Origin of the sequence: Flaviaesturariibacter aridisoli (assembly GCF_004343705.1) — a bacterium.
GTDB classification, from domain to species: Bacteria; Bacteroidota; Bacteroidia; order Chitinophagales; family Chitinophagaceae; genus Flavisolibacter; species Flavisolibacter aridisoli.
Map to the genome: position 1 here is coordinate 16,694 of NZ_SKFH01000011.1, position 24,320 is coordinate 41,013.

Here is a 24,320-nt window from a genome sequence, read left to right on the forward strand (position 1 = left end):
CGCAGAGGGCACGGGAGCGTTTTCGCAGAGATCACGGAGGCGGGTTCTCTACCAACGAACACGTAGGCCGTACTACAGGGTGCGATGGACATTTATACCCGAGGGGGCGAGAGGCGCCTTGCAGGCAGAGGAAAGGCAGCATCCCAGGCCTCCATGGTCAGGGCGTTTGCCTGCGAGTGGAAACTTGCCCACAAAAAAGCCCCCGCTTCAGGCGGGGGGCTTCCGTATTTCTACAAGTACATCATTCTGCTTTTTTCTCCGGCTGCCGTGGCTTTAGCTTCGACACGCGGCGGGCTTCGAAATAACCGTTGTAAAATTCCTCGTATTCCTCCTCGTCGAAGAAGGCATCGATCTCGCCGTCGAGTTCTTTTAATTTAATCCGTGCCCGGCGCATGAGGGTTTCGATCGAGGCGGTGAGCAGCTTACGGATATCCATCACGCTGTCGCGCTCCGTTTCCAGGGGCGCAAACGCATCGATGGAGGCGCGGAGCTTGTCAATGGAATCGCGGGTGATCTTGTACGAAGCAAGGGCGGGGAGGTTTGCGTCAGCGCGCTCGGCTACCATACGGCAGCGGGCTGCCTGCTCCTCTTCGGTGCCGTATTCGAAAGAGGTCTTGCTGAACGACAGCTCCTGCATCAACACCAGCTTGCCCGTTTTACGGGCAAAGATCTTCAGCTTCTTACACTCTTTCCAGCCGAGACCCAACATGATACCCAAGGCGGCGTCTTTGGCATCGGTATAGGCTTCGGGTTGCGTACCCTGCTGCTTGTCGGCACGGCGCAGCAGCTCCTGAACCAGCGGGTTGATGAAGTCTACCGATTCCACTACGTGCTCGTTGTCCGACCAGTAGCTGCGGTTGTCGTTCATAAATTTGAGGGTGGTCTTAAAGGCATCCAGCGAATGCCAATCGTACGTTTTCATACACAAGCATTTTGGTTATGCTTAAAGCTAAGTGCTTTCCCGTATAAAAAGAAGCGCCGCAGCCTTTTTTTGCCGAGCGGCTAACGGAAATACGCCGTCGGGAACGAAAAGGCGTGTCTTCAGCGCAAAAAGACGCCGTCGCAGGCGAACCGGCGTCTCACCGGCATAAAAATGCGTCGTCGGAGACAGAAATACGTCTAACCAGCTCAAATAGACGCCGTCGACGGCCAGAATGTCTCTCACCAGTACCAAAATGCGTCGTCGACCGCCAGAATGTCTCTCACCTTGTCGCAAAACACCCTTTCAGAGCCCTTTGCGACAAAAAAACTGGCTTGAAGAATCTAGCGGCAGTTACCTCGGGGCAAGGTTTCTCGCAGAGACACGGGAGCATTTTCCCCGCCGTTAGCGGGGCAGGCTACGAGATCACGGAGGCAGGTTCTCTACCAACGAACACGTAGGCCGTACTACAGGGTGCGATGGTCATTTATACCCGAGGGGGCGAGAGGCGCCTTGCAGGCAGAGAAAAGGCAGCATCCCAGGCCTCCATGGTCAGGGCGTTTGCCTGCGAGCGGAAATTAGCCCACAAAAAAGCCCGCAGCAAAGATTGCTGCGGGCTAAAAGGAATGATTCGATCTAAGTGCCCCCTTTGGGGGACAGGGGGCCGGGATGGGTCACTTGCGTAAGGTCAGCTCCTTCACAATGTTGGAGGCACCACCCACTTTGTCTACACACCACAGCACGAAGCGGATGTCGACACAAATAGTGCGGTTCAGGTTCTTGTCGAAGGCGAGCTTGTGGCTGAGGGCTTCGTAGTTGCCGTCGAAGGCGAGGCCGATGAGCTCACCGTTGCCGTTGATCACGGGCGAGCCCGAGTTGCCGCCGGTGATGTCGTCGGTGGTGATGAAGCAGGTCACCAGCGAGCCGGTGCGCGCGTCTTTGTATTGACCGAAGTCTTTGGCGCGGGCTTTCTCGAGCACGTTCTGCGGCAGGTCGAACTCGTAGTCGCCGGCCTTGTATTTCTCCAGCATGCCTTTCATGGTGGTTACGTAGTCGTACTTCACGGCGTCGCGCGGGGCGTAGGGCGACACCTTGCCGTAGGAAACGCGCATCGTGAAGGTGGCGTCGGGGTACATCATTTTCGCCTTGGCGGGGTTCTGCTCCCTGATGCCCTTGAGGTACAGGCGGCCCCACTCGTTGTTCTGGGTGGTGAACTGCTGGTACTTCGGCAGGTACTTGCCCTGCCAGTTGCGCAGGAAGGCGTTGGCGAGGCTGTAGGCGAGGTCGGTCTGCAGGGTCTGCGCGTCGGGGCTGCGCTTGAAGGCGGCCCACTTGGCGTCGTCGAGCAGCATCGTGCCGTCAAAAACGGCGTCGGTATACTTCTCCCAGGTAGCGGGCTTGTCGAGCGATCCGTACTCGTTGCGGATGGCCTCGAACAGGCCCTGGGGCTGCTGCTCTTTCGGCACTTCCTTGTAGTACATCTGCAGCACGGAGGCTACGATGTTGCGGTCGGAGGGCGTGTTGTGGGCTTCCAGGAAAGCCGTGCGCGCGCGGTCGGCGGAGGCTACCAGTTTCTGGATGTCGGCCGTGGAGGAACCGGGCTTCACCATCGTGTTCTCGAGGTTCTGCAGCGAGGCGGCATAGGCCAGCAGCGGCGAGCCCATGATACCTTCGTTGATGTACACGCGGTGCAGCGCGTAGGGGCGCCAGGCGGCGTAGCTGGCTTCGAGGTTGGTGAAGATGTCCTTGTATTCGGGCTTCGCGGCGGCCCACTTCAGGAAGTCGGCTTCGGCCTTCTGCTTCTGTCCGTACACGTCGTACTTCAGCAGCTGTTTCGTTTCGCCGTCGTAGAACTTCCAATAGTTGGCGATCGAGGCGTAGTCGGAGGCGAGCTGCAGCTTGATGGCCGGGTCCTTCTTCATTTCCTCGAACATGTACTTGAGGCGCATGTCGCGCAGCTTCACCAGCGTCGGGTTGTTGATGTCGGTGGCGAGCTTGATACCGGCCGACGACTCGTAGCGGTTGGTGGAGCCGGGGTAGCCCCAGATCATGGTGAAGTCGTTTTCCTTCACGCCTTTGAGCGATACGGGCAGGTGCCATTTCGGCTTCATCGGCACGTTGGCGCTGCTGTAGCGGGCGGGTTTGCCGTCGGCCGAGGTGTATACGCGGAAGATGGAGTAGTCGGCGGTGTGGCGGGGCCACTCCCAGTTGTCGGTGTCGCCGCCGAATTTACCGAGGGCTTCCGGGGGGGCGCCCACGAGGCGCACGTCGTTGTAGCGCTGGTACACGAAGGCGAGGAACTGGTTGTTCTTGAACAGCGGCGAGATGCGCGTTTCAACAAAGGCGGCCGTGTCGGTCATCTGGCGGTTGATGGCCGCGAGTACCGCCGCCTGGCGCGTGAGGCGCTCCTGGCCGCTGAGGCCTTTGAGGGAGTCGAGCACGCGGGCGGTCACGTCCTCGATGCGGAGCAGGAACTGCACCGACAGGTTTTGCGTGGCGCCGGGAATCTCTTCGCCCATGTTTTTGGCGTAGAAGCCGTCGCGGAGGTAGTTGTGCTCCACCGTAGAGGCGCCGGCGATCACGCTGTAGCCGCAGTGGTGGTTGGTGAAGACCAGGCCCTGCGTGGACACGATCTCACCGGTGCAGCCGCCGCCGAAGATCACGATGGCATCTTTCAGCGAGGGTTTGTTGATGTTGTAAAGCTGGTCTTTGGAAAGCTTCAGGCCTTTCTTCACCATGTCGTTGTACACTTGCTGACCAAGCAGCAGCGGCAGCCACATTCCTTCGTCTGCCGAGGCCTTGAATCCGGCCAGGGCAACGAAGAGGAGGGCGATAAGGGTTCTCTTCATATAAGAAACAATTTAAGGTTGGCAAACCTACTTAAAAGTTGCTTCCAAAGAGGTGACCCGGAATGGTAAGTCTCAGCTAAAAAGGCGCGTCATCCAGATCGCGAAGATGGCCACGAGGTGAAACAGGAACAGAAGGCTGGTAAAGGTGCGGAAACGGGGGGTACGGTCGCGGAAGGCCGTGTGCTGGTCCATCCAGTGTTGCAATTGCTTGGTGCTCATATTCGTTGGTCTTGTAAAAATAGCAGGCCAGCCCCAAATACGTTGGTCCAGCCGCTTGAAAGTCATTAGAATAGACTTAGAAAAGAGTCCCAAAGGCCGGGCTTACGCGCAAGTGTTCAGCAAAGCGTGCCCACGAAACGGTTTTGATTAAACGAAGCGTTCCTGCGGCCCTTCGCGCGGGCTGGGGTGCGAATTCCACAGCTTTGCACAATGTGGACGCTGGGGCGCGGACCCAGTGCCGTCTCACCCGCCGATGGTCCGGGCTGATTCGTCGAAGAAAAAACCGGTTTCAACCCGCATCCGCGGTTTCCCGCGGGAAAGCCGCGGCCGGGGTACGCCCTTTGCCCTTTCCTTCCCTGAAAATCCGCCATATGAACAGCCGACTGCAACGCCTCGAATTTTTTACCCTTTACGATCTGTACCTGAAGAAAAACGAAGAGTTTCGCCAGGCCGTGCAGGAGCACCGCGATCCGCACGAGCTGGAGCGTCTGCGCAGCAACCTGCAGGTGATCTTTAAAAAAATGACCGAAAAAAGAGGGATCGCCGGCAACGACCCGAGCGGGATGCATGAGTAATCAGTAATGAATAATGAGTGGATAATCCCGGAATAAATAAAAGGCCCCACGGTGTGGGGCCTTTTCGTATTCATTACTCATTACTGATTACTCATTGCTCATTACTCCTTCCTGTTCAGCTCCAGCCACAGCGTGTCTTTCAGCTCCTGCAGCCCGGTTTGCGTTACCGAGGAGAAGAAGAGGTGCGGGACGTCGGCGGGCAGCTCTTCGGCAATGGCAGCCTTCAGTTCGTCGTCGAGCATATCGCTTTTGCTGATGGCGATGATGAACCGCTTGTGGAGCAGCTCGGGGTTATAATCTTCCAGTTCCTTTTTCAGGATCTCGAATTCCTGGCGATGGTCTTTGCTGTCGGCGGGGATCAGAAACAGCAGGATGGAGTTGCGTTCGATGTGGCGCAGGAAGCGGTGGCCGAGGCCCTTGCCTTCCGCGGCGCCTTCGATGATACCGGGCAGGTCGGCGATGCAGAAGCTCTTGCCCTCGCGGTATTCCACCATGCCCAGGTTGGGTGTGATGGTGGTAAAGGCGTAGTCGGCCACTTTGGGCTTCGCCGCGGTCACTACCGACAGGAGCGTGCTCTTGCCGGCGTTGGGAAAGCCCACGAGGCCTACGTCGGCCAGCACTTTGAGCTCGAGCACCTTCCAGCCTTCCTGTCCCGGCATGCCGGGTTGCGCGTGCTCGGGCGCCTGGTTGGTGGGGCTGCGAAACTGCCAGTTGCCGAGGCCGCCTTTGCCGCCGGGCAGCCAGATGATCTCCTGGCCGTCTTCCAGTATTTCTACTTCCTTTTCGCCGGTTTCCTCGTCGCGGGCGATGGTGCCCAGGGGCACTTCGATGATGATGTCTTCGCCGTTGCGACCGGTGCAGTTGGCTTCGCCGCCGCGCTCGCCGTTTTCGGCATGCACGTTCTTGAAGTAGCGCAGGTGCAGCAGGGTCCAGAGGTTGCTGTTGCCGCGCAGGATGATATGGCCGCCGCGGCCGCCGTCGCCGCCGTCGGGGCCGCCCATGGCGGTCAGCTTGTCGCGGCGAAAGTGCTTATAGCCAGCGCCGCCGTGGCCGCTGCGCGCGAAAATGCGGATCTGGTCTACGAAGTTGCTTTTCTCCAAGTGAGGGATTTAAGCCGCAAAGATAAGCCCGCGGGCGGGCCGGGCCCACCTCCACGAAAAAGGCCGCCCCGGAAGGAGCGGCCTGACGAATATATATGGCTTGTGTTGCTTACTGAACGAGGATCTTCTGCTCGTATACACCCTGGCCGGCATTGTCTACGAGGCGCACGAGGTAGAAACCCTTGCCGCTGAGGCGGCTCAGCGATACGGGCTGCACCTGGCTGTCCATCGTAATGGAAATGCGGCGCGACTGAACCGTTTTGCCGTTGGCGTCGGTCACCTGGAGGGTGTAGTCACCGGCCGGCACCTTGGTAAACTGCATGTTGAACACATTGTTGGTAACCGGGTTGGGGTACACCTGGATGCGGTCGTTGTAGTTCGAGGCCTTGGGGCTGATCAGGTCGATCGTATTGGGATTCTTGCGGGTAGCGAGGTAGTTGCTGTTGGCGAGGTCGGAGCTGTGGAAAGCGCCGCCTTTGAGGATCTGGGCGCTCCAGTCTTTCGGATTCACCACGTAAGAACCCGAGCCGTCTACTGCGCTGCATACCACGAGGTTGCCGTCGGCATTCACGACGGCGCCGTTGGTGGTAAAGGCGGCGGGCAGGCCCTGGATGGAGCCGAGCAGGGTAGCCACGCGGTTTTCCGCCGACACCTTGAAGATGTGGTTGCGGGCGGAGATCACGTAGAGGTTGCCTTCATTGTCGGCGATCATGTCGCCGCCGAACGAAGAGCAGCGGTTGTGCACCGATACCGTGCCGTTGGCGGGATCATCCACCAGCGCACCGAGTACCGTCACCTTGCTGTTCTTTCCGGTGCTGAACTGGATAAAGGTATTGCCGTCGTTGGAGATGGCGTAGCCCGTGCCGTCGGGTGTGATCACCATGCGGGTGATGCACTTGCCTTCGTCGTTGTGCATGTTGCCGAGGCCGGTGAAGGCTTTGTCGGCCACGTAGTACACCTTCATCGTCTTCAGGTCGATATAACGGAGCTGGTCGATGAACATCGGAGTGAAGTAGATGCGGTCGTGCGTGGGGTCGTACGCAGCGGCGGCCACACCGGTACTGAAGGGAATGTTCAGCGCATTGCCGTAGCGGGCATCGGTGCTGAGCGACAGTTGCTTTTTGCTAACGGCGTCGAACACGGGCGCATTGGCATCCACACCGTTGAACAGCACGGGGCTGTACTCACCGGTAGTCAGGTCGATCTTGCGCAGCACGCTCCAGTTGAAGCCTTCCTTGGTTGCGTCGGTGATGGCGTAGGCGAAGCGCTCGTTCTGGGCGCTGGCCGAAAAAATGCTGCCGGCGAGGATGGCAGCAAAGACGCCGGTGCGTAAATTTTTGTTCATGTTCAGCGGGTTTTAGGTAAGTTGATTGATCGGTGTTTCGATCCCTCTAAATTATAAAGAAATATTTCGTAGTTCTCTACCTACTTCTGGTTATTTTTTGAACGGTCGGTAGTCCTTGCGGATGAGCGGCTCCTGCGCGATCGCCTCGCGGAGCGGCTCGCAGGGCCTGAGCGTATCGGCGCACCACGCGGGCAGCTGCTGGTAAAGCCGCGTCCCATCTGTCTTCCAGGCCATCTGCTCGTCGGTCACTGTGCGGATGATGCGGGCGGGGTTACCGGCTATCAATGAGCGCGGCGGGACCTTTTCACCCTGCCGGATAAACGCGAGGGCGCCCACGATGCATTCGTCGCCCAGCTCCACCTCATCCATCAGAACGGCGTTCATCCCTACCAGGCAGTTGCGGCCGATGGTGGCGCCGTGGATGATCGCACCGTGACCGATATGCGCACTTTCTTTCAGCAGCACCGTTACGCCGGGAAACATATGCACGGTGCAGTTCTCCTGCACGTTGCAGCCGTCTTCGATCACGATGCGGCCCCAGTCGCCACGCAGCGCCGCGCCTGGCCCGATGTATACGTCGCGGCCGATGATCACCTCGCCGGTCACCACGGCTTGCGGGTGAACGAACGCGCTTTCGTGGACGACGGGTTTTATTCCGTTGAATTCATAGATCATACAACAAAGATGCGGAGCGGCAGCTTAGCCTCCTGCCGGCTCCTGCGTTGCCGCCGGCTTTTTCCGGGGGCCGTTCACGATGCGCTTGATGATGGCGATAACGCCCAGCACGATGCCGGCCAGGCCCAGCGCGCCCACAATGATGGCCAGCACTTCGGCACCCGAACAGGCAATGCTGCAGGAAAGCACGAGCACCAGCCCCGCCAGCAGGAGGCCTGCGACGATGGTGAGTACGATGAGTGCCGCCTGGCCGCCGCCACCGGCCCCGCGGTAGTGCGCACGCAGGCGGCGTGCCAGCCGGCGCAGCAGCTTCTTGTTCTTGGGAGGCGCCTGTGCGTCGGCAGAAACCGCGGCCGCCTGTGCAGCATTGGCCTGGAAGGGCACCGGGCCTTCTTCGGGGCCGGCGCTCAGCAGCATCACCAGTAAAAAGGTGCAGGCCGTAAGCGCGCCGTCGAAGCTTTTCCGGAGGCGGTACGAGGCCCGCCCCGGCGGGTAGGCCAGCAGCAGCGCCGAGGCAGCGAAAGCCAGGGTGGTAATCCAGCCCGGGCCACCGTCGCAGCCCGCGGCGGCCAGGCAATTGCCGGCGACCCAGGCGCTAGCATTCAACAACAGGATCGAAAGGAGGAGCAGGAGGCGTGCCGACCAACGGTGGTCGCGCGCCCAGGAAGAAAGCTGACGCATAAGCTCTGATTTGGTGATCGGTTGTATTTCTACAAGATACTTCCTTTACCGCCCAATCCGAAGGCGGCGCAGGATCCAAAACAGTAAGGCCAGCGCCACAACGGCGAGGATGATCTTCCCGGCCATTCCGAAGCGCGTCACTTCGTATACCGACCAAGCTTCAAGCAGCAGCGCAGGCGCTTTGCCCAGGGTGCTCGCTGCGAAGAAGGTGCCGATGCCCACGCGGCCCACGGCCGCCGCAAACGTGACGAGACCCGACGGAACAAAGGGCAGCAGGCGCAGCGAAAACACAAGCCCGAAGGCTTCGGCGCCTTCGGCGGCCAGCAGCCGCTGCAGCCTGGGGAAGCGATCGAGGCCGGGCGCCACGCGCCGGCGGAAACCTTTCCGGTATAGCACAAACGAAACAAGCGCGCCCAGCGCCTCGCCGGCAAAAGACAGCGCCGTGCCGGGCCAGAAGCCGAAGAACAGCAGGTTGGCGGCCGTCACGAAAAAGCTGGGCACGAGGCCGAGCACGGCCACGCCCACGCTGATGACCAGCGACAGGAACACGGCCAGGCCGGGGTGTTGTTGAAAAAGGTGCAGCAGCTGTTCCTGCACGTCAGAGCGAATTGGCCGGCGTGACGAGCGGCTTACCGGTGCGGAAGCAGGTGCCTTTGAAAATAGCCACCGTGTCGCCGGCGGCGTTGGTCACCATGATGTGGTAGAGGCCGGTGCTGCGGCCGTTGTGCAGCTCGCGGGCTTCGGCGGTAATGGTATCGCCGGGGAGCAGCTGCCGGGTGAAGTTGATACCGGTATCGAGCGCCACCGACAGGTTGTTGCGGTTGTTGCAGGCAAAGGCAAAGGCGCTGTCGGCCAGCGAAAAGGCGATACCGCCGTGGATGATGCCGAAGCCGTTGAGCATTTCCTCCCGCAGCGTCATGCGGATGCGGCTGTAGCCTTCGCGCACCTCCAGTATTTCTACACCCAGCCAGCGGCTGAACTGGTCGTGTTCGATCATATGGTCTACTACTTGCCGGGCCAGAGCGTCAGTCATGGGATGCAGGATGTTTAAGGGGTGATGCGTTCTTTCTCTTACTCGCCGCGGAATACGGGTTTGCGTTTTTCCAGGAAAGCCTGCACGCCTTCTTTGTAGTCGTGGGTGCTGCCGGCTTTTTCCTGCAACAGCTCTTCGTCGTGCAGCTGGTCTTCGTAATGATTGCCCATTGAATTGTTGAGGGCCATTTTCGTCAGCGCGAGGCCGCGGGTAGGCATTGCGGCAAGCGTGGCGGCTACCCCCATCGACTCTTCGTGAAAACTTTCATCGGCCATCACTTTGTATACCATGCCGAGGCGTTCGGCTTCTTCGGCACCGACTTTATCGCCCAGCATAAATAGCGCGGATGCTTTTTGAAAACCGATGAGGCGCGGCAGGAAGAAGGTGCCGCCGCTGTCGGGGATGAGGCCGATCTTCGAAAAGGCCTGTATAAAGGAAGCGCTCTTCGCCGCCAGCACCACGTCGCAGCACAGGGCGATGTTGGCGCCCGCGCCGGCGGCTACACCGTTCACAGCGGCCACCACGGGCTTCTCGAGGCGACGGAGGCGCTTCACGATCGGGTTGTAATGTTCGCTGAGGATCGCCGCTACATCGGGGCCGGCGGGATCCACCACTTCGTCGAGGTCCTGCCCGGCGCTGAAGGCTTTGCCGGCGCCCGTCAGGTACACGCAGCGAATGCCGCTGTTGGCCGCGCATTCATCGAGGTGGTTCTGCAGCAGCAGGGCCATCTCCCGGTTGAAGGCATTGTATTTCTCCGGGCGGTTGAAGGTGATGTGGGCGATGCTGTCGCGGACTTCGAAGAGGATCGAGGACATGGGCTATGGTTTGCGGGTCAAAGCTAGGGAATCGTCAGCCGTGAGCATTGAAGCGAATTATTACCAATGATTCCGCTCACGGCTCACGGCTCACGGCTCACGTTCTCAATGGCACTTAAAATGATCGAACGCCTCTTTGCAGTCGAGGCAGCGGTACATGCTCTTGCAAGCCGTGGAGGCGAACTGGGATATGAGCTCCGTGTGCCAGGAGCCGCAGCGCGGGCATTGCACGGCTTCTTCCTGGAAAAGGTCGGTGCTGCAGAACTGTTGCCTGGGATTGGGCGGCGCGATGCCGAAGGCCCGCAGCTTCTCCTTCCCTTCGGCGCTCATCCACTCGGTGGTCCAGGCGGGCGACAGCTGCTGGCGGATGCGCACCTTGCGGATGCCGTGCTCGATGAGCTTGAGGCGAATGTCCATTGAAATAACGTCCATGGCCGGGCAGCCACTGTAGGTGGGAGTAAGTACGATCTCCACCTCCTCTCCCACGACCGAAACGGCGCGGATGATGCCCATATCGAGCACCGACAACACCGGGATCTCCGGGTCTTTCACGTCGTTTAAAATTGACCAGATGGTTTCTTCTTGGATCATCCTTAAAAACGGGTTTGTAGTTTGTAGTCTGTGGTTTGTAGTTCCGCGATGCGACGCCTTGGCGTCATGGCTCCTCCCTCAACTACAAACGACCAACCACAAACTACCAACTTGCCCTACCACGTCATATTCGGATGCGCGCGTTGGAGGTATTGCAGCTCGGAGAGAAGGTAGCCGAGGTGTTCGGTGTGCACGCCGCGCTTGCCGCCGCTCTGGTGCCAGGTGCCGGTGGGCGGCACGGGCAGGTCGCCTTCGGCAAAGACGGATTCGACCTTTTCCTGCCAGGCGTCCCGGAAGCTGGAAGGATCGACTGCGCCCTCCACGGTTTCAAAAATGGCCGCTTCGAACAGCTCGCCGGTAAAGGGCCACAGCGACTCCAGCGCCGCTTCGATGCGGCGGCGGCTTTCGCCGGTGCCGTCGGCGAGGCGGATCACCCACTCGCTGCTCCAGCGCTGGTGGTAGGCCACTTCCTTGAGCGATTTTTCGGCGATCGCGGCCAGCGTCGCATCGCGGCTCTGCTGCAGCGCCTCGTATTGCAGGTACTGGAAGGCGGAGAAGAAAAACTGGCGCAACACCGTCACTGCCCAGTCGCCGCGGGGCCGCTCGGCGAGCAGCACGTTGCGGTACTGGCGCTCGTCGCGCAGGAAAGCGAGGTCGTCTTCCTGCAGTGCGCGGCCCCAGGCCGTCCAGGGCTTCGGGAGCAGCGCGGTTACCGAGACTTTGGAAGCATCGTCGAATGCGTTGTATTGCTCGGCCGCGTAGGCGTACAGGTTGCGCGCCGCACCCACGAGGTCGAGGGAGATGTTGGTGATGGCGATGTCTTGCTCCAGCACGGGGCCGTGGCCGCACCATTCGGCGTTGCGCTGGCCGAGGATGAGGGCGTTGTCGGCAAGGTGGAGGGTGTATTCGAAGAGCATTTGCGTAAGAATGGGCATTCCCGGGAGAGAAGGAACGCAGATTTTTTATGATTAATACGATTAACGCAGATCTATTACTATTTGCTCGTCAATTCCAATCCTACAATGAAATCGATTTACACGTACGATAAAAGCAACGATAAAAAATCATTTATCATCATAGCAATCGTATAAGATCCGCGTTCTTTCTCTTTACATGTGCGTGAGCTCATCCGGCAGGTCATAGAACGTCGGGTGCCGATACACCTTGTCGTTGGCGGGCTCGTAGAACGATTCGGCGTCGTCGGGGTTGGAGGCGTGAATGTGGCTGCTTTTCACCACCCAGATGGAAACGCCTTCCTGCCGGCGGGTGTAGACGTCGCGGGCGTTCTCGATGGCCATGGCCGCGTCGGCGGCGTGGAGGGAGCCGACGTGCTTGTGGTCGAGGCCTTGCTTGGAACGGATGAAGATCTCCCAGAGGGGCCACTCAGCCCCACCCGACCTCCCCGAAGGGGAGGGGTCTACCGCGCTACCCTCACTTTTCGGCGCGTCTGCATTGGGTTTGCCGCCTTTTATGGCATCATAATCACCGTAGAAATATTTTCGAAACAATTGCATAGTTGAATACTTTAAAAAACTTCCGACTTCACACTTCCGACTTCCGACTTTCCTATGCGGCCTTCATCTCCTTTTTACTCTTTCTCTTCTCCGCATGCGCCACGGCGGCTTCGCGTACCCAGGCGCCTTCGTCCCAGGCCTTGCGGCGGGCTTCGAGGCGCTGCGTGTTGCAGGGCCCGTTGCCGCTCACCACGTTCCAGAACTCTTCCCAGTTGATGGCGCCGAAGTCGTAGTGACCGCGCTCTTCGTTCCACCGGAGGTCCGCATCGGGAAGCGTCATGCCGAGAAGCTTAACCTGCTCGGCGATCATATCCACGAAGCGCTGGCGCAGTTCGTCGTTGGAGAAGCGCTTGATCTTCCACTTCATGGAAAGCTGCGAGTTGGGCGAGGCGTCGTCAGTAGGACCGAACATCATCAGCGAGGGCCACCACCAGCGGTCGATGGCGTCCTGCACCATGGCGCGCTGCTCGTCGGTGCCCTTGCTCAGCACGAGCAGGGCCTCGAAGCCCTGGCGCTGGTGGAAGCTCTCTTCCTTGCACACGCGGATCATGGCGCGGCTGTAGGGACCGTACGACGTGCGGCACAGCGGCACCTGGTTCATGATGGCGGCGCCGTCGACGAGCCAGCCGATGGCACCCATGTCGGCCCAGGTGAGCGTGGGGTAGTTGAAGATGGAGGAATACTTGGCCTTACCCGAAAGAAGTTGCTCCGTCATCTCGTCGCGGGAGATGCCGAGGGTTTCGGCGGCACTGTATAAATACAACCCGTGGCCGGCTTCGTCCTGCACCTTGGCGAGGAGAATGAGCTTGCGCTTCAGCGAAGGGGCGCGCGAGATCCAGTTGCCCTCGGGCAGCATGCCCACGATCTCGCTGTGCGCGTGCTGCGAGATCTGGCGGATCAGGTTCTGGCGGTATTTCTCCGGCATCCAGTCTTTCGGCTCGATCCGCACATCGGCGTCAATCTTGTCCTGGAAAATCTGCTCCAATTCGGCTACACTCATATCGAAGGGGTTAGGTACAAATTTACGTTTTCGGGAAGGGTTCTCAGGGTTTTTAAGGTTTTCAGGGTTCTTAAGGTTGGGTTAAACGAGTAACGCTTCTTTGCGAACCTTAAGAACCTTCAGAACTTTAAAAACCTTCTACTTGGCATCAAAATCCACCACGATCCGTTCCGACCGCGGGTGGCTCTGGCAGGTGAGGATGAAGCCCGCGGCCACCTCGTCGGGCTCGAGGCCCCAGTTTTCGTCCATCACCACTTCGCCTTCGAGGAGCTTCGCCTTGCAGGTGCAGCATACGCCGCCCTTGCAGGCATAGGGCAGGTCGGCGCCCTGTTTGAGCGCTGCGTCGAGCACGGAGTGGCCGTCGTAGGCGAGGTCGAAATCGAAGGCGATGCCGTCGAGCTTTACCTGCACCTGGGCGCGCGGGCCGCTTTCGGACACGATTTCCTTTTCGGTTTCCACGTTCGACTTCTTCTGGCCCGGTACGGTGAACAGCTCGTAGTGGATCTTCTTCGGCGCCACGCCGGCCTCCCGGAGGTAGTCGCGCACGGTGAAGATCATCTCTTCGGGGCCGCACACGAAAAAGGCGTCGCAGCGGTCGCGGTCGATCACCTTGTCGAACAGCAGTTCGCACTTGGCGCGGTCGATGCGGCCGGAGTTGAGGGCGACGTCGGTCTTTTCGCGGCTCAGCACGTGGTAGAGGCGGAAGCGGTCGATGTATTTATCCTTGAGGGCTTCGAGCTCCTCCTTGAAGATGATGGAATTCTTGCTGCGGTTGCCGAACACGAGCGTGCAGCGGCTGCCGGGCTCGGCGGCGAGGATCGTTTGTAGCAGCGACAGCACGGGCGTAATGCCCGATCCTGCGGCGAAGAACAGGTAGTGCTTTTTGTTGGCCGCATCGAGGTCGACGCAGAAATTGCCGGTGGGCGGCAGCACCTCCAGCACGTCGCCGGGCTTCAGCGATTCGTTGGCCCAGGAGGAGAACAGGCCGCCCTCGACGCGCTTAATGGCTACGCGGAGGGGCCCGCCGGCGCCGCTGCAAAGCGAGTAGCTGCGGCGCTGCTCTTCGCCGTTGAAGGTTTTGCGGATGGTAAGGTTCTGGCCGGCGCGGAAGCGGAACGCCTCCTGCAGCTCCGGCGGCACCTGGAAGGTGATGGAAACGCAATCGTCGGTTTCCCGTTGCACCTTCTTCACGGTCAATGGATGGAAGTGGATCATAGCAAGGGCGCAAAGATAGCCGCCTTCGCTGAAGCTACGGCGGCCGGGGACCGGGGGTGAGCAGGTGAGCGGGTAGGCCTACGAGCGGTTTTTACGCGAATTTTGGCATCCAACTGCCTGGCAATCAACTAGCTGGAAAATCATTTTTCTCATTCATTGCAAAGCCGCCGTATGCCATTGAGGCAGGCGCGTATGCCATTGAAGCAGGCACGCATGCCATTGAAGGCATGACGCATACCGGTGCAGGAACGCCGGATGCCATTGCGACGGATGCGTATGCCATTGCGGCAGTGACGAATGCCGTTGCGAAGATGACGCGGGCGATTGCAGAACGATCGTCCGCCATTGCAGCGGTGACGAATGCAATTGCAGGTGTGTCGGATGCCGTTGCAAGCGTATCGGATTCAATCCGGGCGAGGGCGAATGCCGTTGCGTCCGGCGCCCGTCCTGCCGGGAGGGAAACCGAACCGTCCGTACCTTGGCGCAGCCCACCCTCCAATCAACCATTATGAGCCCGGATGAATACGCATCACAAATCGCCCAACCCAACGTGCTCAACGGCACGACGCTCAACGTGACCCTGAAAGAGCTGGCGTTTGTAAAAGAAACGGAGCTCGTATCGGCGCTGCAACGGATCCTGGCCGAAAACCGGATCGAAAAGCCGGAAGCCGTTTCCGGAAAGCCGGACGCGACACCGTACTATTACCGGGTAGACCTCAGCACCGCGCAACTCGAACGCATCATCGATTTCTTCAACGACCTCGAAGAGCAGCAGACCGGGCCGATGGCAGCATTTTACGGACGCCTCGGCGACCAGTGGAGCGCACTGGGCTAAGGACGCCTTGGTCATCTCCGCTGAATGAACGAACATCGCAGGCCAGACAAAAAGGCGGCCCGGCCCCATGGCGTACCTTTGGCCGCCACCTATTCCCAGATGAAAATAGTACTCGCTTTTCTCGCGTTCGTTTCGGCACTTTCCTGTGCTGCACAAGGCTTCAACCAATCGGTGAACAAGGATTCGCTGCTGCAGGTGGTCCTCAAAGACCTGCCGGAAAGCCGCAGGAGCGAAATGCTCCGCCTGTACAACCAGGGCAACGAAAAGGAGAAGGAATTCATTCTCGTCATGCTGTCGATGCCCCGGAGCAGCAAGAAAGAACTGATCGCCAATATCGAGCAGCGCTTCGACAAGATCCTGTTGCTGAAGGATACGTATCGCCAACTGGTTCCCAAAAACTATTTTGTTTCCATTGAATTCAACCCGGCCGACAATATCACGATGACGGACGAAAGCATCGACCTCAAGATCGAACACCGCGTCAACGGGAGCAGCACCTACGACCAGCAATGGAACCTCCGCTTCGGCTCCGATACGCTGGCGCGCATGATAGGGCAGCTCGGATGGACGGCGCAAACGCTGAACCGATTAAAAAAATTGCTGGCGGAAGCCCATTGCGTGTCGATCGAAAACGGGCCGGTTACCACCATCGGCTACGCCCGGAGTGGAATGGGCAAATATTCGTACCTGCTGTTTGCGCAAAACCTGACGCCGGCACAGATCGAAAAGTACAACGATGGCTGCACCACTCTTTTTTACAAGAAAAACATGGTACTGAAATACGGCGGTGGAGCTGTGGGGCCGCAGTGCTTTCCCGACAGGGACTAACCGGGGCGGGGGCCGTTGCCCTAAGTCCGGATGAAAAACTTGCCCGGACTGCGAACAGCCCTGCCTTCGATCATTTTTTTCGCCTGCTGAGCGGGCGACGCCGCGCAACGCGCCCGTTTCCGCCGTACCTTACGGGTAGGCCTATCCCCCAGCCCCTAGCCTTTCCTTTCCTAACCTAAAAACACCGGCTATGCTGAAGTGGATCTGTTGCCTCCTGTGGCTGCCCGCCTTCCTGCAAGCATCTGGGCAGACCGAAAGTCCTTCCTTTCTCGACTATTGGGGCAACACGCGCTCCGAAGCGAAACAAAAGCTCGAAGCCTACCTGCTCTATTATGGCTACCACGGGCAGTTCGACGAAACCGATTCCACCATCGACCTGCTGCTCCGGCGGCCGGGAACGACCTGGACGGGTTCCTGCACGTTTTATTTCGGCCGGAACGACAGCTGCCGGTCCATCACCCAGCGCCGCTGCGACGAAGGCGCCGGGACCGTTTTGAGCGACTACCTGGCCAACAAAAAGGCGGGCTGGGTGCAGGTGGGCGAGCGGAGCTATGTAAGCCGCCATGCCTTCCGGACGCAACTCGACGTGCTGCAGCGCGACTCCTGCCTCGTATACCGGATGCGGAAGCTGGACCTGCCGAAGGCTGGCTACCGCGCGCTGCTGCGCCATCGCTGATTAACGATTTCTAAAAAAACAGTTCATGAAATACACCCTTTCCTTGCTGGCGCTCCTGCTTCTGGGCGGGTATGCCGCGGCCCAAAACGATGGCCCCAAATCGCATTCCTGCCAGCCGGTGCGCCCCTGGGCCGTGAAGTGGAACCCGCTGGCGCTCTGCTTCGGCAAGATCGGCCTGAGCGGAGAGCGAAACATCGGCGCCCGAAAGAGCGTCACCTTCGGCATCGGCATCCCGGTGCAGACGCACCTCTCCCTCAACCCGTCCGCATACCGCCTGGACCTCGATCCCAGGTCTTTTTCGATAATGGGCGGCTACCGCATGTACCTGGGTTCGGATGGTGCGCGGGGCTTTTACTTCGAGCCTTACCTGAAATACGTGCATGCGCAGGCCAGCGGCTACTACGACAACAAGAGCCTTTCCGATCACGATATCTACCGCACCGAACTCCGGTATTCCGGCGTGGGCGCCGGCGCCCAGCTCGGGCTGCAGTTGCCCCTGTTCCGGATTTTCGTAGTGGACCTGTTCCTGCTGGGTCCGGAAGCGAACCTGGGCCATTTCGAGGGCGACTTCACCGAGATACTTTCTACCGGGCCCTGGTCGGAAAAGCAGGTGGCGGATGGCCGCCGCGAGATCGACGACATTCTGAACGACATTCCCATCGTGGGCAACAATACCGAGATCAGCATTTACGCCGGTGAGCGCCGCGTGCATGCCCGGTACAACGGCTTCCTGCCGGGACTGCGGGCCGGGGTGTCGGTGGGGATCCGATTTTAGGTCGCGGATCTCAGATTTCAGATTTGTGGAGGCAGGAGCGGCGCGCCCGTATTTTTACCGGCGAACCCCAACCCTCATAACCATGAAGTACCTGCCCCTGCTACTTTCTGCTACCCTGATGGCCGGCGCTGCCCAAGCGCAAAGCACCCTGGGCAGCAGCAGTGCGGAAACGCAAACGAAAACAAAAGTCAAGACCCAAACCGGCACGGACCACCCCTGGGCCGTGAAGTGGAATCCTTTAAGCCTCGGCTTCGGCAAGATCGGCCTCAGTGGCGAGCGGAGCCTGGGGGGTAAGAAGAGCGTTACTTTCGGCGTCGGCATCCCGCTGACCACCAGCTTCGAGCGCAATCCCACGGAATACCGCCTCGAACTGAGCCCGAAGACCTTTTCGGTGATGGGCGGCTACCGCATCTACCTGGGCAAGCGCCCGATGAAAGGCTTTTATATTGAACCTTACCTGAAATACGTGCACCTGGAAGGCAGCGGGCTGTACGACAACAAGAACCTCGCGAACCGCGATATCTACCAGGCCACGATCAACTATTCGGGGGCCGGTCTCGGCGCGCAGCTGGGCGCGCAGTTCCAGATCGCCAACCTCGTGGTGATCGACCTCTTCCTGCTGGGCCCGGAGGCGAACCTTTCCAAATTCGAGGGCGATTTCCGCGATGTGCAGTCGAACATTCCCTGGACGCAGATCCAGGAGGACGATGCCCGCCGCGAGATCGAGAACGTCCTGAACGACATTCCCATCGTGGGCGACAAGACCGAGATCAGCGTGTACCGCAACGAGCGCCGGGTGCATGCGAAGTACAACGGCTTCCTGCCGGGCTTCCGCGCCGGGGTGTCGGTGGGGATACGGTTCTGAGATGCCGGATGTCTGATGTCGGATCGCTGATATCGGGATGAACTTGTTAAAAAACGATTGCCTTGCGATCGTTTTCTGCTTTATATCCGACATCAGACGTCCGACATCAGCGATAAAAACGTAGTTTTGCCCGCCCTTCTTTTCGTCGGGCGATGGCCCCATTCCTGCCATCTTCATCAAACAGATTCCTCTTATGTCGTTAATGGTAGTCGGCTCCATGGCCTTCGATGCTATTGAAACTCCTTTTGGCAAAAGCGACCGCATTATTGGTGGCGCAGCCACGTACATCGCCTGGAGTGCCTCCAACTTTTGCAAGCCGATCAAGCAGCTCTCGGTCGTCGGTTATGATTTCCCCCAGGAAGAGCTGAAGTCGCTGGAAGACCGCGGTGTGCTGCTGGAAGGCGTGCAGGTGAAGAAAGACGAAAAGACCTTCTTCTGGAGCGGCCGCTACCACATGGACATGAACACGCGCGACACGCTCGACACCCAGCTCAACGTGCTGGCCAACTTCGAGCCCACGGTGCCCGATTCGTACCAGGGCAGCGAGTTCCTGATGCTCGGCAACCTCGTGCCCGCGGTGCAGCATGCCGTGATCAAGCAAATGAAGGAGCGTCCGCGCCTCGTTGTGATGGACACGATGAACTTCTGGATGGAAACGGCCCTCGCCGACCTGCTGGAAGTGCTGAAAGAGGTGGACGTGCTGCTGGTAAACGACTCCGAAGCCCGCGAGCTGAGCCACGAGTATTCGCTGGTGAAGGCCGCCAAGAAGATCATGACGATGGGCCCCAAATACCTCATCATCAAGAAGGGCGAGCACGGCGCGCTGCTCTTCCACGGCGACAACGTGTTCTTCGCCCCGGCCCTGCCGCTCGAAGACGTGTTTGACCCCACCGGTGCCGGCGACACCTTTGCCGGCGGCTTTATCGGCCACATCGCCCGCACCAAGGATATCTCCTACGAGAACATGAAGACCGCCATCATCGTCGGCTCGGCCATGGCCTCCTTCTGCGTGGAAAAGTTCGGCACCGAGCGCCTCCGCGAGCTGAAGAAAGAAGACATCGACGCCCGCATCCGCCAGTTCCAGGAGCTGGTGAACTTCGATATCGAGCTGGTGTAAGCCCCCTGTCCCCCGAAGGGGGCACCCAGGTGGAACATACTTACGGTTGCGGCCTTGCGTTAGGCCCAGCTCTCTTGAAAAACGGATCGCTTTGCGATCCGTTTTTCATGTACACCTTTCGTGCAGATTGTTAACGAGATGTTAGATTGATCTAAGTGCCCCCTTCGGGGGACAGGGGGCCGCAATAACCGAAATGGAGCGTCGTTTTTGATTTCCTGTACCGGTTTTTGTTTTCAGGAACGCCTGCGCAGGCAACCGGTGCTCTTCTCACAGACATTTTCCGACGGCCTGCTGCCGTTGCTGCACCTATGCCACCACCACTCCCGTAGTTCTACGGCCCGCCGAAATGGGGGGACTTTATTGTCGTTACCATAAACCAACAAAACCTTCTACCATGAAACGCTTCCTGTTTGTGGCGCTGCCGCTCCTGCTGGCTGCCGGGATCTTTGTGTACCTGCGGCCAACCGCCGGACCCGCCGCTGCCGGTGCGCCGTCTTCGGCCACGGGTGCCCCGGAACTCGTTACGTTCGACAGCGCCGTCCTGGCCCCGCCGCGCGACACGGCCGCCGGCACGCCGGCCGCAGCTTCCAGCCTGCGCGGCCCCAGCCCCGCGGACGCTTCCCGAGCGGCACCCACCCTGCCCGGTACGGTTACGGGAGATCCCGATAAGCCGCTGGCGCTTCGCGCCGGCCGGGGCACGATTGTATGGATGCCCGCCAACAGCCTCGTGCTCGAAAGCACCGGCCAGCCGCCGCAAACGCCGGTGACGCTCCGGGTGCACGAGTACTTTTCCGCCTCCGACATCCTGCAGGCCGGCCTGGGCACCACGGCCCAGGGGCGACTGCTGGAAACCGGCGGCATGCTCTTCGTCAGCGCCGCCAGCGCCGAAGGAACGTGCCGCCTGCGCAAAGGAGCCGGCTACGAAATCAGCTTCCCTGGCCGCCGCCCCGACGACGGGATGCAGCTCTTTACCGGGCAGGTGCAGAACGGCCGCGTGGACTGGGTGCTGCAGCCCGTGGTCAGCGACCTGCGCTTCGAATATGCCCAAGCCAGGCAAAGCAACCGGTACCACCTTCCCCGCTTTATGCAGGCGCAGGACCTCCGTGAATACCTCGCCCGGCAGCTCCGCTGGCCCGACAGCGTAGATGCCCCGATCACGATGTGGGATCTGCAGCTGCACTACACCATCAACGAAAACGGGCAGGTGGTAAAAGCGCGCGTGGACAACAGCATGGCATCGGGTTTCGACAGCCTGTTTCAAAAGGTTGCGTTGAACATGCCCCGCTGGACACCGGCCGGCCTCGACGAATACCGCGCCTGCGCCGAGCTGACCCAGCAGGTAACGTATTGGTGGGAAAGCAACACCTGGCGCGACACGGCAGTGCGCCTCCGCGTGAGCACGGCGCGGATCGATTCGATCTATTTTGCACCGGGGCAACGCCCGCCGGCCTCCCTCACGTTCACAGCCCGCAGCCTCGGCTGGATCAACTGCGACCGCTTTTACAACGACCCGGGGGAGAAAGCGAACCTGTACGTGGAAACCGGCGACAAGCCCGCCGATGTAAAGCTGCTTTTTCACGACATCCGCTCCATCATGAATGGCGACCGCGGGACCAACGGCGGACCGGTGTTTCAAAACATTCCGGCAGAAAAGACGGTAACGATCATCGCCGTGCGCAAGGAGGCGGAAAACCAATACGCGGTAGCCCTGCAGGAAGCCAGCACCAGTGCGGGCACCGTAAAAATTCTTTCCTATGCAAAGACCGACCGGGAGGGGCTGCTACGGAAGCTGCAAGAGCTCGATCGCCGTTTCGCGGCAGCGCCACAGGCGGTCCGGCCGGCGCAGCTTCCGGCTCCCACCCGTGATACGGGCCTTAGCGCGACTTGTTATGGTATAGCAGGTAGCGGTTCGTTTCCCACCAGCCCAGCACGTAATCGTCCATATGATTTTTTAGCCCATTGTTGCCCTTGGGCACCGGCGCGCCCGAGAGGGTAAGCAGGCGGCGCATTTTTCCGTCGATCTCGCGGCGGTACAGCAGGTCGCCCTCGAAGTAGCCGATGGTTCCGTCGTTGGGCGAAAACACGAAGGTGCTGTTCCAGCGTTGCGGCTGTGTGCCGCTGCTGTCGAACAGGTTCTTTCCGAGCGCCGAGTAGCGTGCCGGCACCGAAGCCAGCGAAGCGATGCTGGGAAGAATGTCGATCTGAGAGCTGAGCGTCGTACGGGCTTCGGGACGTAAATGTTTCGGGCTGTAAAAGAGCAGCGGCACGTGGAAGTTCTCGAGCTGCTCGGTGGTCCAGGCCTTCGGCATCAAGCGGCCCACTTCGCCGCTCACGCCGTGGTCGCCCACGAACACGAAGAGCGTGTTGTCGAACCAGGGCTGGCGGCGCGCTTCTTCCATGAATTTCTGAAAGCAGAAGTCGGTGTAGCGGAAGGCGTTGTATTCGCCGTTAGAGCTGAAGCCGTTTCGCTTCAGCTCGTCGTCGGAGAGCTGCAGCACCTTAAAATCGTTGCGGTCCTCGTCGGGGATGGTGTAGGGCTTGTGGTTGTCGGCGGTCTGGATGACGGCGAAGAAAGGCTTCGGCTCCTTCGTCAGGCGGCGTGTGGCCTGCAGCAGCAGGTTCTTGTCGGAAATGCCCCACACGTCTACCTGCTGACCTTCGAGGCCGTCCTGCTCCACGAGGTTCAGGTCGCGGATGTTGTTGTTGAGGAGCCCGCGGATGTTGGCCCAGGAGGCGCTGCCGCCGATGAAATAGTATTTGCTGTAGCCGGCGAAGTCGCTGATGAGGATGTGTTGATCCACGGTGGCGATGTTGCGGCTGGAGGAGCCGTTGCGCTCCACGTCGGGGAGGCCCGTCAGCACGGCCCACACGCCGCGCGCGGTGCTGTACGAGTTGGTGAAGCAGTTGCGGAAGAACACGCCGCTGTCGCACAGGCTTTTAAAGTAGGGCGTCGCGTTGAGCGGGTTGCCCCACATGCTGCTTTTGTAGGCGCTGAAGCTTTCGCAGATCACCAGCACCACATTGACGCCCTTCGGCACGCTGTAACCGGGTGCCGGCGCGATGCTGCGCTCGAAGGTGAGCGAATCCCTGTTGGGCCGCTGCACGCCGAGGTAGGGAGCCATGCGGTCGTAGTGTGCGGCGACGGCCCTGGCATCGTAGGAAGACTTGCGGAACTTGAGCGTGCTCACGAGACTTTGAAAGGGGTTGAGGGCCAGCTGTCCTTCGAAGGCATTGGAAAAGCCGAACACGTCGCTCCAGCGCAGGGCAAACTGGCTCAGGCTGCCCCAGGCGCCGGCGAGGAGCAGCACGATGTAGAGAGTATACGGAATCCAGCGATGGCGAACGGCGGGCTTTGGCTCCGCGGCGGCGGCACGAAAAAGGCGCTTGTAGAAATACGTAAAGAGCAGCACCAGCAGCACGAGCGCGATCAGCACCCGGATGACGGGATAAGTTTCCCACACCATCTGCGCCGAGGTCGTCGTTTCTTTCAGGAGGCTCAGCGAGGCGCCGTTGAGGCGTTGCTGCAGGTAGTCGTAGTGATAGTAGTCGACCACGTAGAGAAAGAGGGCCGCGAAGGTGAGCGTTACCAGGAAGGGCACCCAGAAGCGGCGCGACGCGGGCCGGCGCCAGGGCCGCAGGGCGGGCACGGCAGCGAGCAGCAGGGTGAGGCCGGCGGCCACCACCGCCACGCGGGCGTCGAACTTGAAGCCCATCCAGAAGGCACCGCCGGGAAAGCCTTCATCGGCGGGCTTGAAGCGGAAATAAAAGAGAAAGCGGAACAGCGTGAACAGCGTCAGGAAAAGAACGCCGATGTAGAAGGACCATTTTATCGAACGGGGAAATTTCATGGAATTCGGGTTTCAAGAAGCAGCAGGTTCGTGATGCGTCAACCGTCAGGCGTGAGCCCTTGCTGTACGCCGCCTCCTGCCACTTCGCATCTTACTGAGTTTTAAACTTTTTTCGCCTCACGCCTCACGCTTCACGCCTGACGATATCTCCCTACCTTTCGGCCCGGATGAATGCCCTGCTGAACCTGGACAAATCGCTCTTTCGCCTGCTCAACGGCCGCTGGCACAACAGCCTGTTCGACGCCGTGCTGCCCTTTGTACGCAACTCGGTCACCTGGTTGCCGCTGTACGTATTTCTACTGCTCTTCATCATGGCCAACTTCCGGCGCAGCGGCTGGATCGTGCTGTACACGGCGTGCACCGCCGCCCTTACAGACACTTTCAGCAGCACCATCATCAAAAACCTCGTCTACCGGCAGCGCCCCTGCAGCGCCCCCGACATGATCGGCCAGGTGCGCTTCATCGTCAACTACTGCCCCATCTCCTCTTCGTTCACCTCTTCGCACGCCGCCAACCACTTCGGCATCGCCACATTTCTCTATTTCATCCTGCGCCCGGTGATCGGCCGCTGGGCCGCCGCCGGCTTCGTGTGGGCGGGCGTCATCGCCTACGCGCAAATATATGTGGGCGTGCACTATCCGATCGATGTTTCGGCCGGCGCGCTGCTGGGCATCGGCACCGGCTGGGGCCTGTACCGGCTCTTTGTGCGGCACACCGGCCCCGCCGACCGCGAAAGCCTGCTGCGCGTGCCTTCCGGCGCGCAAAGTTCCCGTTAAAGAAGCATACGGAACACCTCCTCCGCGCTTTTTAACAAGAGGGCAGCGGCCGATTTGGACTAATTTGTG

Annotated in this window: 24 protein-coding genes; 8 read left to right on the forward strand and 16 right to left on the reverse strand. The window is 59.9% G+C overall.

Going from position 1 to position 24,320, the window contains the following annotated elements; translation table 11 throughout:
• Positions 1 to 241: 241 nt before the first annotated feature.
• The 3 genes from E0486_RS08780 to E0486_RS18805 all read right to left on the reverse strand — a co-directional run bounded on the left by E0486_RS08780 (position 242) and on the right by E0486_RS18805 (position 3,987).
• Entirely contained in the window at positions 242 to 922 is a 681-nt protein-coding gene (locus E0486_RS08780; RefSeq protein WP_131851790.1) for a hypothetical protein, read from the reverse strand.
• A 671-nt stretch (positions 923 to 1,593) separates the two neighbouring features.
• A complete protein-coding gene (locus E0486_RS08785; protein WP_131851791.1) occupies positions 1,594 to 3,768 on the reverse strand; it encodes a S46 family peptidase in 2,175 nt (724 codons plus the stop codon).
• Between the two features lie 72 nt (positions 3,769 to 3,840).
• Positions 3,841 to 3,987: a hypothetical protein gene (locus E0486_RS18805; protein ID WP_165917256.1), complete on the reverse strand. Its 147-nt coding sequence runs from the start codon at positions 3,985 to 3,987 to the stop codon at positions 3,841 to 3,843.
• 371 nt (positions 3,988 to 4,358) lie between these two features.
• Here E0486_RS18805 and E0486_RS08790 point away from each other — a divergent pair, with 371 nt between their 5' ends.
• Positions 4,359 to 4,562 carry a hypothetical protein gene (locus E0486_RS08790; protein WP_131851792.1) on the forward strand — a complete coding sequence of 68 codons (204 nt, stop codon included), beginning with the start codon at positions 4,359 to 4,361 and terminating at the stop codon, positions 4,560 to 4,562.
• 101 nt (positions 4,563 to 4,663) lie between these two features.
• On the opposite strand, the gene obgE is transcribed toward E0486_RS08790, so the two are convergent.
• The 12 genes from obgE to paaE all read right to left on the reverse strand — a co-directional run bounded on the left by obgE (position 4,664) and on the right by paaE (position 14,531).
• Positions 4,664 to 5,662: a GTPase ObgE gene (gene obgE, locus E0486_RS08795; protein ID WP_131851793.1), complete on the reverse strand. Its 999-nt coding sequence runs from the start codon at positions 5,660 to 5,662 to the stop codon at positions 4,664 to 4,666.
• A gap of 109 nt (positions 5,663 to 5,771) precedes the next feature.
• Positions 5,772 to 7,007, reverse strand: coding sequence for a T9SS type A sorting domain-containing protein (locus E0486_RS08800; RefSeq protein ID WP_131851794.1), 1,236 nt, complete (start codon positions 7,005 to 7,007; stop codon positions 5,772 to 5,774).
• A 90-nt stretch (positions 7,008 to 7,097) separates the two neighbouring features.
• Positions 7,098 to 7,682, reverse strand: a complete 585-nt coding sequence (locus E0486_RS08805) for an acyltransferase (RefSeq protein WP_131851795.1) — start codon at positions 7,680 to 7,682, stop codon at positions 7,098 to 7,100.
• 24 nt (positions 7,683 to 7,706) lie between these two features.
• Positions 7,707 to 8,363 (reverse strand): hypothetical protein, encoded by a 657-nt coding sequence (locus E0486_RS08810; RefSeq protein ID WP_131851796.1) that lies wholly within the window; start codon positions 8,361 to 8,363, stop codon positions 7,707 to 7,709.
• A gap of 45 nt (positions 8,364 to 8,408) precedes the next feature.
• Entirely contained in the window at positions 8,409 to 8,960 is a 552-nt protein-coding gene (locus E0486_RS08815) for a TVP38/TMEM64 family protein (RefSeq protein WP_131851797.1), read from the reverse strand.
• Position 8,961: 1 nt separating this feature from the next.
• The gene (gene paaI / locus E0486_RS08820; RefSeq protein ID WP_131851798.1) at positions 8,962 to 9,396 is read right to left on the reverse strand and encodes a hydroxyphenylacetyl-CoA thioesterase PaaI; all 435 of its coding nucleotides are present in this window, start codon (positions 9,394 to 9,396) and stop codon (positions 8,962 to 8,964) included.
• A gap of 38 nt (positions 9,397 to 9,434) precedes the next feature.
• Positions 9,435 to 10,211: an enoyl-CoA hydratase-related protein gene (locus tag E0486_RS08825; protein WP_131851799.1), complete on the reverse strand. Its 777-nt coding sequence runs from the start codon at positions 10,209 to 10,211 to the stop codon at positions 9,435 to 9,437.
• 105 nt (positions 10,212 to 10,316) lie between these two features.
• Positions 10,317 to 10,802: a 1,2-phenylacetyl-CoA epoxidase subunit PaaD gene (paaD, locus tag E0486_RS08830; protein ID WP_131851800.1), complete on the reverse strand. Its 486-nt coding sequence runs from the start codon at positions 10,800 to 10,802 to the stop codon at positions 10,317 to 10,319.
• A gap of 116 nt (positions 10,803 to 10,918) precedes the next feature.
• A complete protein-coding gene (paaC, locus tag E0486_RS08835; RefSeq protein ID WP_131851801.1) occupies positions 10,919 to 11,737 on the reverse strand; it encodes a 1,2-phenylacetyl-CoA epoxidase subunit PaaC in 819 nt (272 codons plus the stop codon).
• Positions 11,738 to 11,911: 174 nt separating this feature from the next.
• Positions 11,912 to 12,316, reverse strand: a complete 405-nt coding sequence (gene paaB, locus E0486_RS19200) for a 1,2-phenylacetyl-CoA epoxidase subunit PaaB (RefSeq protein WP_131851802.1) — start codon at positions 12,314 to 12,316, stop codon at positions 11,912 to 11,914.
• A gap of 52 nt (positions 12,317 to 12,368) precedes the next feature.
• Positions 12,369 to 13,316, reverse strand: a complete 948-nt coding sequence (gene paaA, locus E0486_RS08845; RefSeq protein ID WP_131851803.1) for a 1,2-phenylacetyl-CoA epoxidase subunit PaaA — start codon at positions 13,314 to 13,316, stop codon at positions 12,369 to 12,371.
• A 138-nt stretch (positions 13,317 to 13,454) separates the two neighbouring features.
• Positions 13,455 to 14,531 carry a 1,2-phenylacetyl-CoA epoxidase subunit PaaE gene (gene paaE / locus E0486_RS08850; RefSeq protein ID WP_131851804.1) on the reverse strand — a complete coding sequence of 359 codons (1,077 nt, stop codon included), beginning with the start codon at positions 14,529 to 14,531 and terminating at the stop codon, positions 13,455 to 13,457.
• A 508-nt stretch (positions 14,532 to 15,039) separates the two neighbouring features.
• Between paaE and E0486_RS08855 the strand changes: the two genes are divergently transcribed.
• The 6 genes from E0486_RS08855 to E0486_RS08880 all read left to right on the forward strand — a co-directional run bounded on the left by E0486_RS08855 (position 15,040) and on the right by E0486_RS08880 (position 19,627).
• The gene (locus tag E0486_RS08855) at positions 15,040 to 15,366 is read left to right on the forward strand and encodes a hypothetical protein (protein WP_131851805.1); all 327 of its coding nucleotides are present in this window, start codon (positions 15,040 to 15,042) and stop codon (positions 15,364 to 15,366) included.
• A gap of 99 nt (positions 15,367 to 15,465) precedes the next feature.
• A complete protein-coding gene (locus E0486_RS08860) occupies positions 15,466 to 16,194 on the forward strand; it encodes a hypothetical protein (protein WP_131851806.1) in 729 nt (242 codons plus the stop codon).
• A 190-nt stretch (positions 16,195 to 16,384) separates the two neighbouring features.
• Complete coding sequence (locus E0486_RS08865) at positions 16,385 to 16,870, forward strand: hypothetical protein (RefSeq protein ID WP_131851807.1); 486 nt, start codon at positions 16,385 to 16,387, stop codon at positions 16,868 to 16,870.
• 25 nt (positions 16,871 to 16,895) lie between these two features.
• Positions 16,896 to 17,645, forward strand: coding sequence for a hypothetical protein (locus E0486_RS08870; protein WP_131851808.1), 750 nt, complete (start codon positions 16,896 to 16,898; stop codon positions 17,643 to 17,645).
• An 82-nt stretch (positions 17,646 to 17,727) separates the two neighbouring features.
• Complete coding sequence (locus E0486_RS08875) at positions 17,728 to 18,510, forward strand: hypothetical protein (protein ID WP_131851809.1); 783 nt, start codon at positions 17,728 to 17,730, stop codon at positions 18,508 to 18,510.
• Positions 18,511 to 18,703: 193 nt separating this feature from the next.
• A complete protein-coding gene (locus E0486_RS08880) occupies positions 18,704 to 19,627 on the forward strand; it encodes a PfkB family carbohydrate kinase (RefSeq protein WP_131851810.1) in 924 nt (307 codons plus the stop codon).
• 1,874 nt (positions 19,628 to 21,501) lie between these two features.
• Here E0486_RS08880 and E0486_RS08885 read toward each other — a convergent pair.
• Entirely contained in the window at positions 21,502 to 23,475 is a 1,974-nt protein-coding gene (locus tag E0486_RS08885) for an LTA synthase family protein (protein ID WP_131851811.1), read from the reverse strand.
• Between the two features lie 167 nt (positions 23,476 to 23,642).
• Between E0486_RS08885 and E0486_RS08890 the strand changes: the two genes are divergently transcribed.
• Positions 23,643 to 24,251 carry a phosphatase PAP2 family protein gene (locus E0486_RS08890; RefSeq protein ID WP_131851812.1) on the forward strand — a complete coding sequence of 203 codons (609 nt, stop codon included), beginning with the start codon at positions 23,643 to 23,645 and terminating at the stop codon, positions 24,249 to 24,251.
• The last annotated feature ends 69 nt before the right edge of the window (positions 24,252 to 24,320 follow it).

Bases quoted from the DNA above. Each gene is read 5' to 3' on its own strand.
- E0486_RS08870 (WP_131851808.1), top strand. From the start codon at position 16,896: ATGAAATACACCCTTTCCTTGCTGGCGCTCCTGCTTCTGGGCGGGTAT.
- E0486_RS08865 (WP_131851807.1), top strand. From the start codon at position 16,385: ATGCTGAAGTGGATCTGTTGCCTCCTGTGGCTGCCCGCCTTCCTGCAA.
- E0486_RS08890 (WP_131851812.1), top strand. From the start codon at position 23,643: ATGAATGCCCTGCTGAACCTGGACAAATCGCTCTTTCGCCTGCTCAAC.
- E0486_RS08800 (WP_131851794.1), bottom strand. From the start codon at position 7,007: ATGAACAAAAATTTACGCACCGGCGTCTTTGCTGCCATCCTCGCCGGC.
- E0486_RS18805 (WP_165917256.1), bottom strand. From the start codon at position 3,987: ATGAGCACCAAGCAATTGCAACACTGGATGGACCAGCACACGGCCTTC.
- paaE (WP_131851804.1), bottom strand. From the start codon at position 14,531: ATGATCCACTTCCATCCATTGACCGTGAAGAAGGTGCAACGGGAAACC.
- E0486_RS08780 (WP_131851790.1), bottom strand. From the start codon at position 922: ATGAAAACGTACGATTGGCATTCGCTGGATGCCTTTAAGACCACCCTC.
- E0486_RS08875 (WP_131851809.1), top strand. From the start codon at position 17,728: ATGAAGTACCTGCCCCTGCTACTTTCTGCTACCCTGATGGCCGGCGCT.
- paaA (WP_131851803.1), bottom strand. From the start codon at position 13,316: ATGAGTGTAGCCGAATTGGAGCAGATTTTCCAGGACAAGATTGACGCC.
- paaC (WP_131851801.1), bottom strand. From the start codon at position 11,737: ATGCCCATTCTTACGCAAATGCTCTTCGAATACACCCTCCACCTTGCC.
- E0486_RS08825 (WP_131851799.1), bottom strand. From the start codon at position 10,211: ATGTCCTCGATCCTCTTCGAAGTCCGCGACAGCATCGCCCACATCACC.
- E0486_RS08810 (WP_131851796.1), bottom strand. From the start codon at position 8,363: ATGCGTCAGCTTTCTTCCTGGGCGCGCGACCACCGTTGGTCGGCACGC.
- E0486_RS08860 (WP_131851806.1), top strand. From the start codon at position 15,466: ATGAAAATAGTACTCGCTTTTCTCGCGTTCGTTTCGGCACTTTCCTGT.
- E0486_RS08880 (WP_131851810.1), top strand. From the start codon at position 18,704: ATGTCGTTAATGGTAGTCGGCTCCATGGCCTTCGATGCTATTGAAACT.
- paaB (WP_131851802.1), bottom strand. From the start codon at position 12,316: ATGCAATTGTTTCGAAAATATTTCTACGGTGATTATGATGCCATAAAA.
- E0486_RS08785 (WP_131851791.1), bottom strand. From the start codon at position 3,768: ATGAAGAGAACCCTTATCGCCCTCCTCTTCGTTGCCCTGGCCGGATTC.
- paaI (WP_131851798.1), bottom strand. From the start codon at position 9,396: ATGACTGACGCTCTGGCCCGGCAAGTAGTAGACCATATGATCGAACAC.
- E0486_RS08855 (WP_131851805.1), top strand. From the start codon at position 15,040: ATGAGCCCGGATGAATACGCATCACAAATCGCCCAACCCAACGTGCTC.
- E0486_RS08790 (WP_131851792.1), top strand. From the start codon at position 4,359: ATGAACAGCCGACTGCAACGCCTCGAATTTTTTACCCTTTACGATCTG.
- paaD (WP_131851800.1), bottom strand. From the start codon at position 10,802: ATGATCCAAGAAGAAACCATCTGGTCAATTTTAAACGACGTGAAAGAC.
- E0486_RS08885 (WP_131851811.1), bottom strand. From the start codon at position 23,475: ATGAAATTTCCCCGTTCGATAAAATGGTCCTTCTACATCGGCGTTCTT.
- E0486_RS08805 (WP_131851795.1), bottom strand. From the start codon at position 7,682: ATGATCTATGAATTCAACGGAATAAAACCCGTCGTCCACGAAAGCGCG.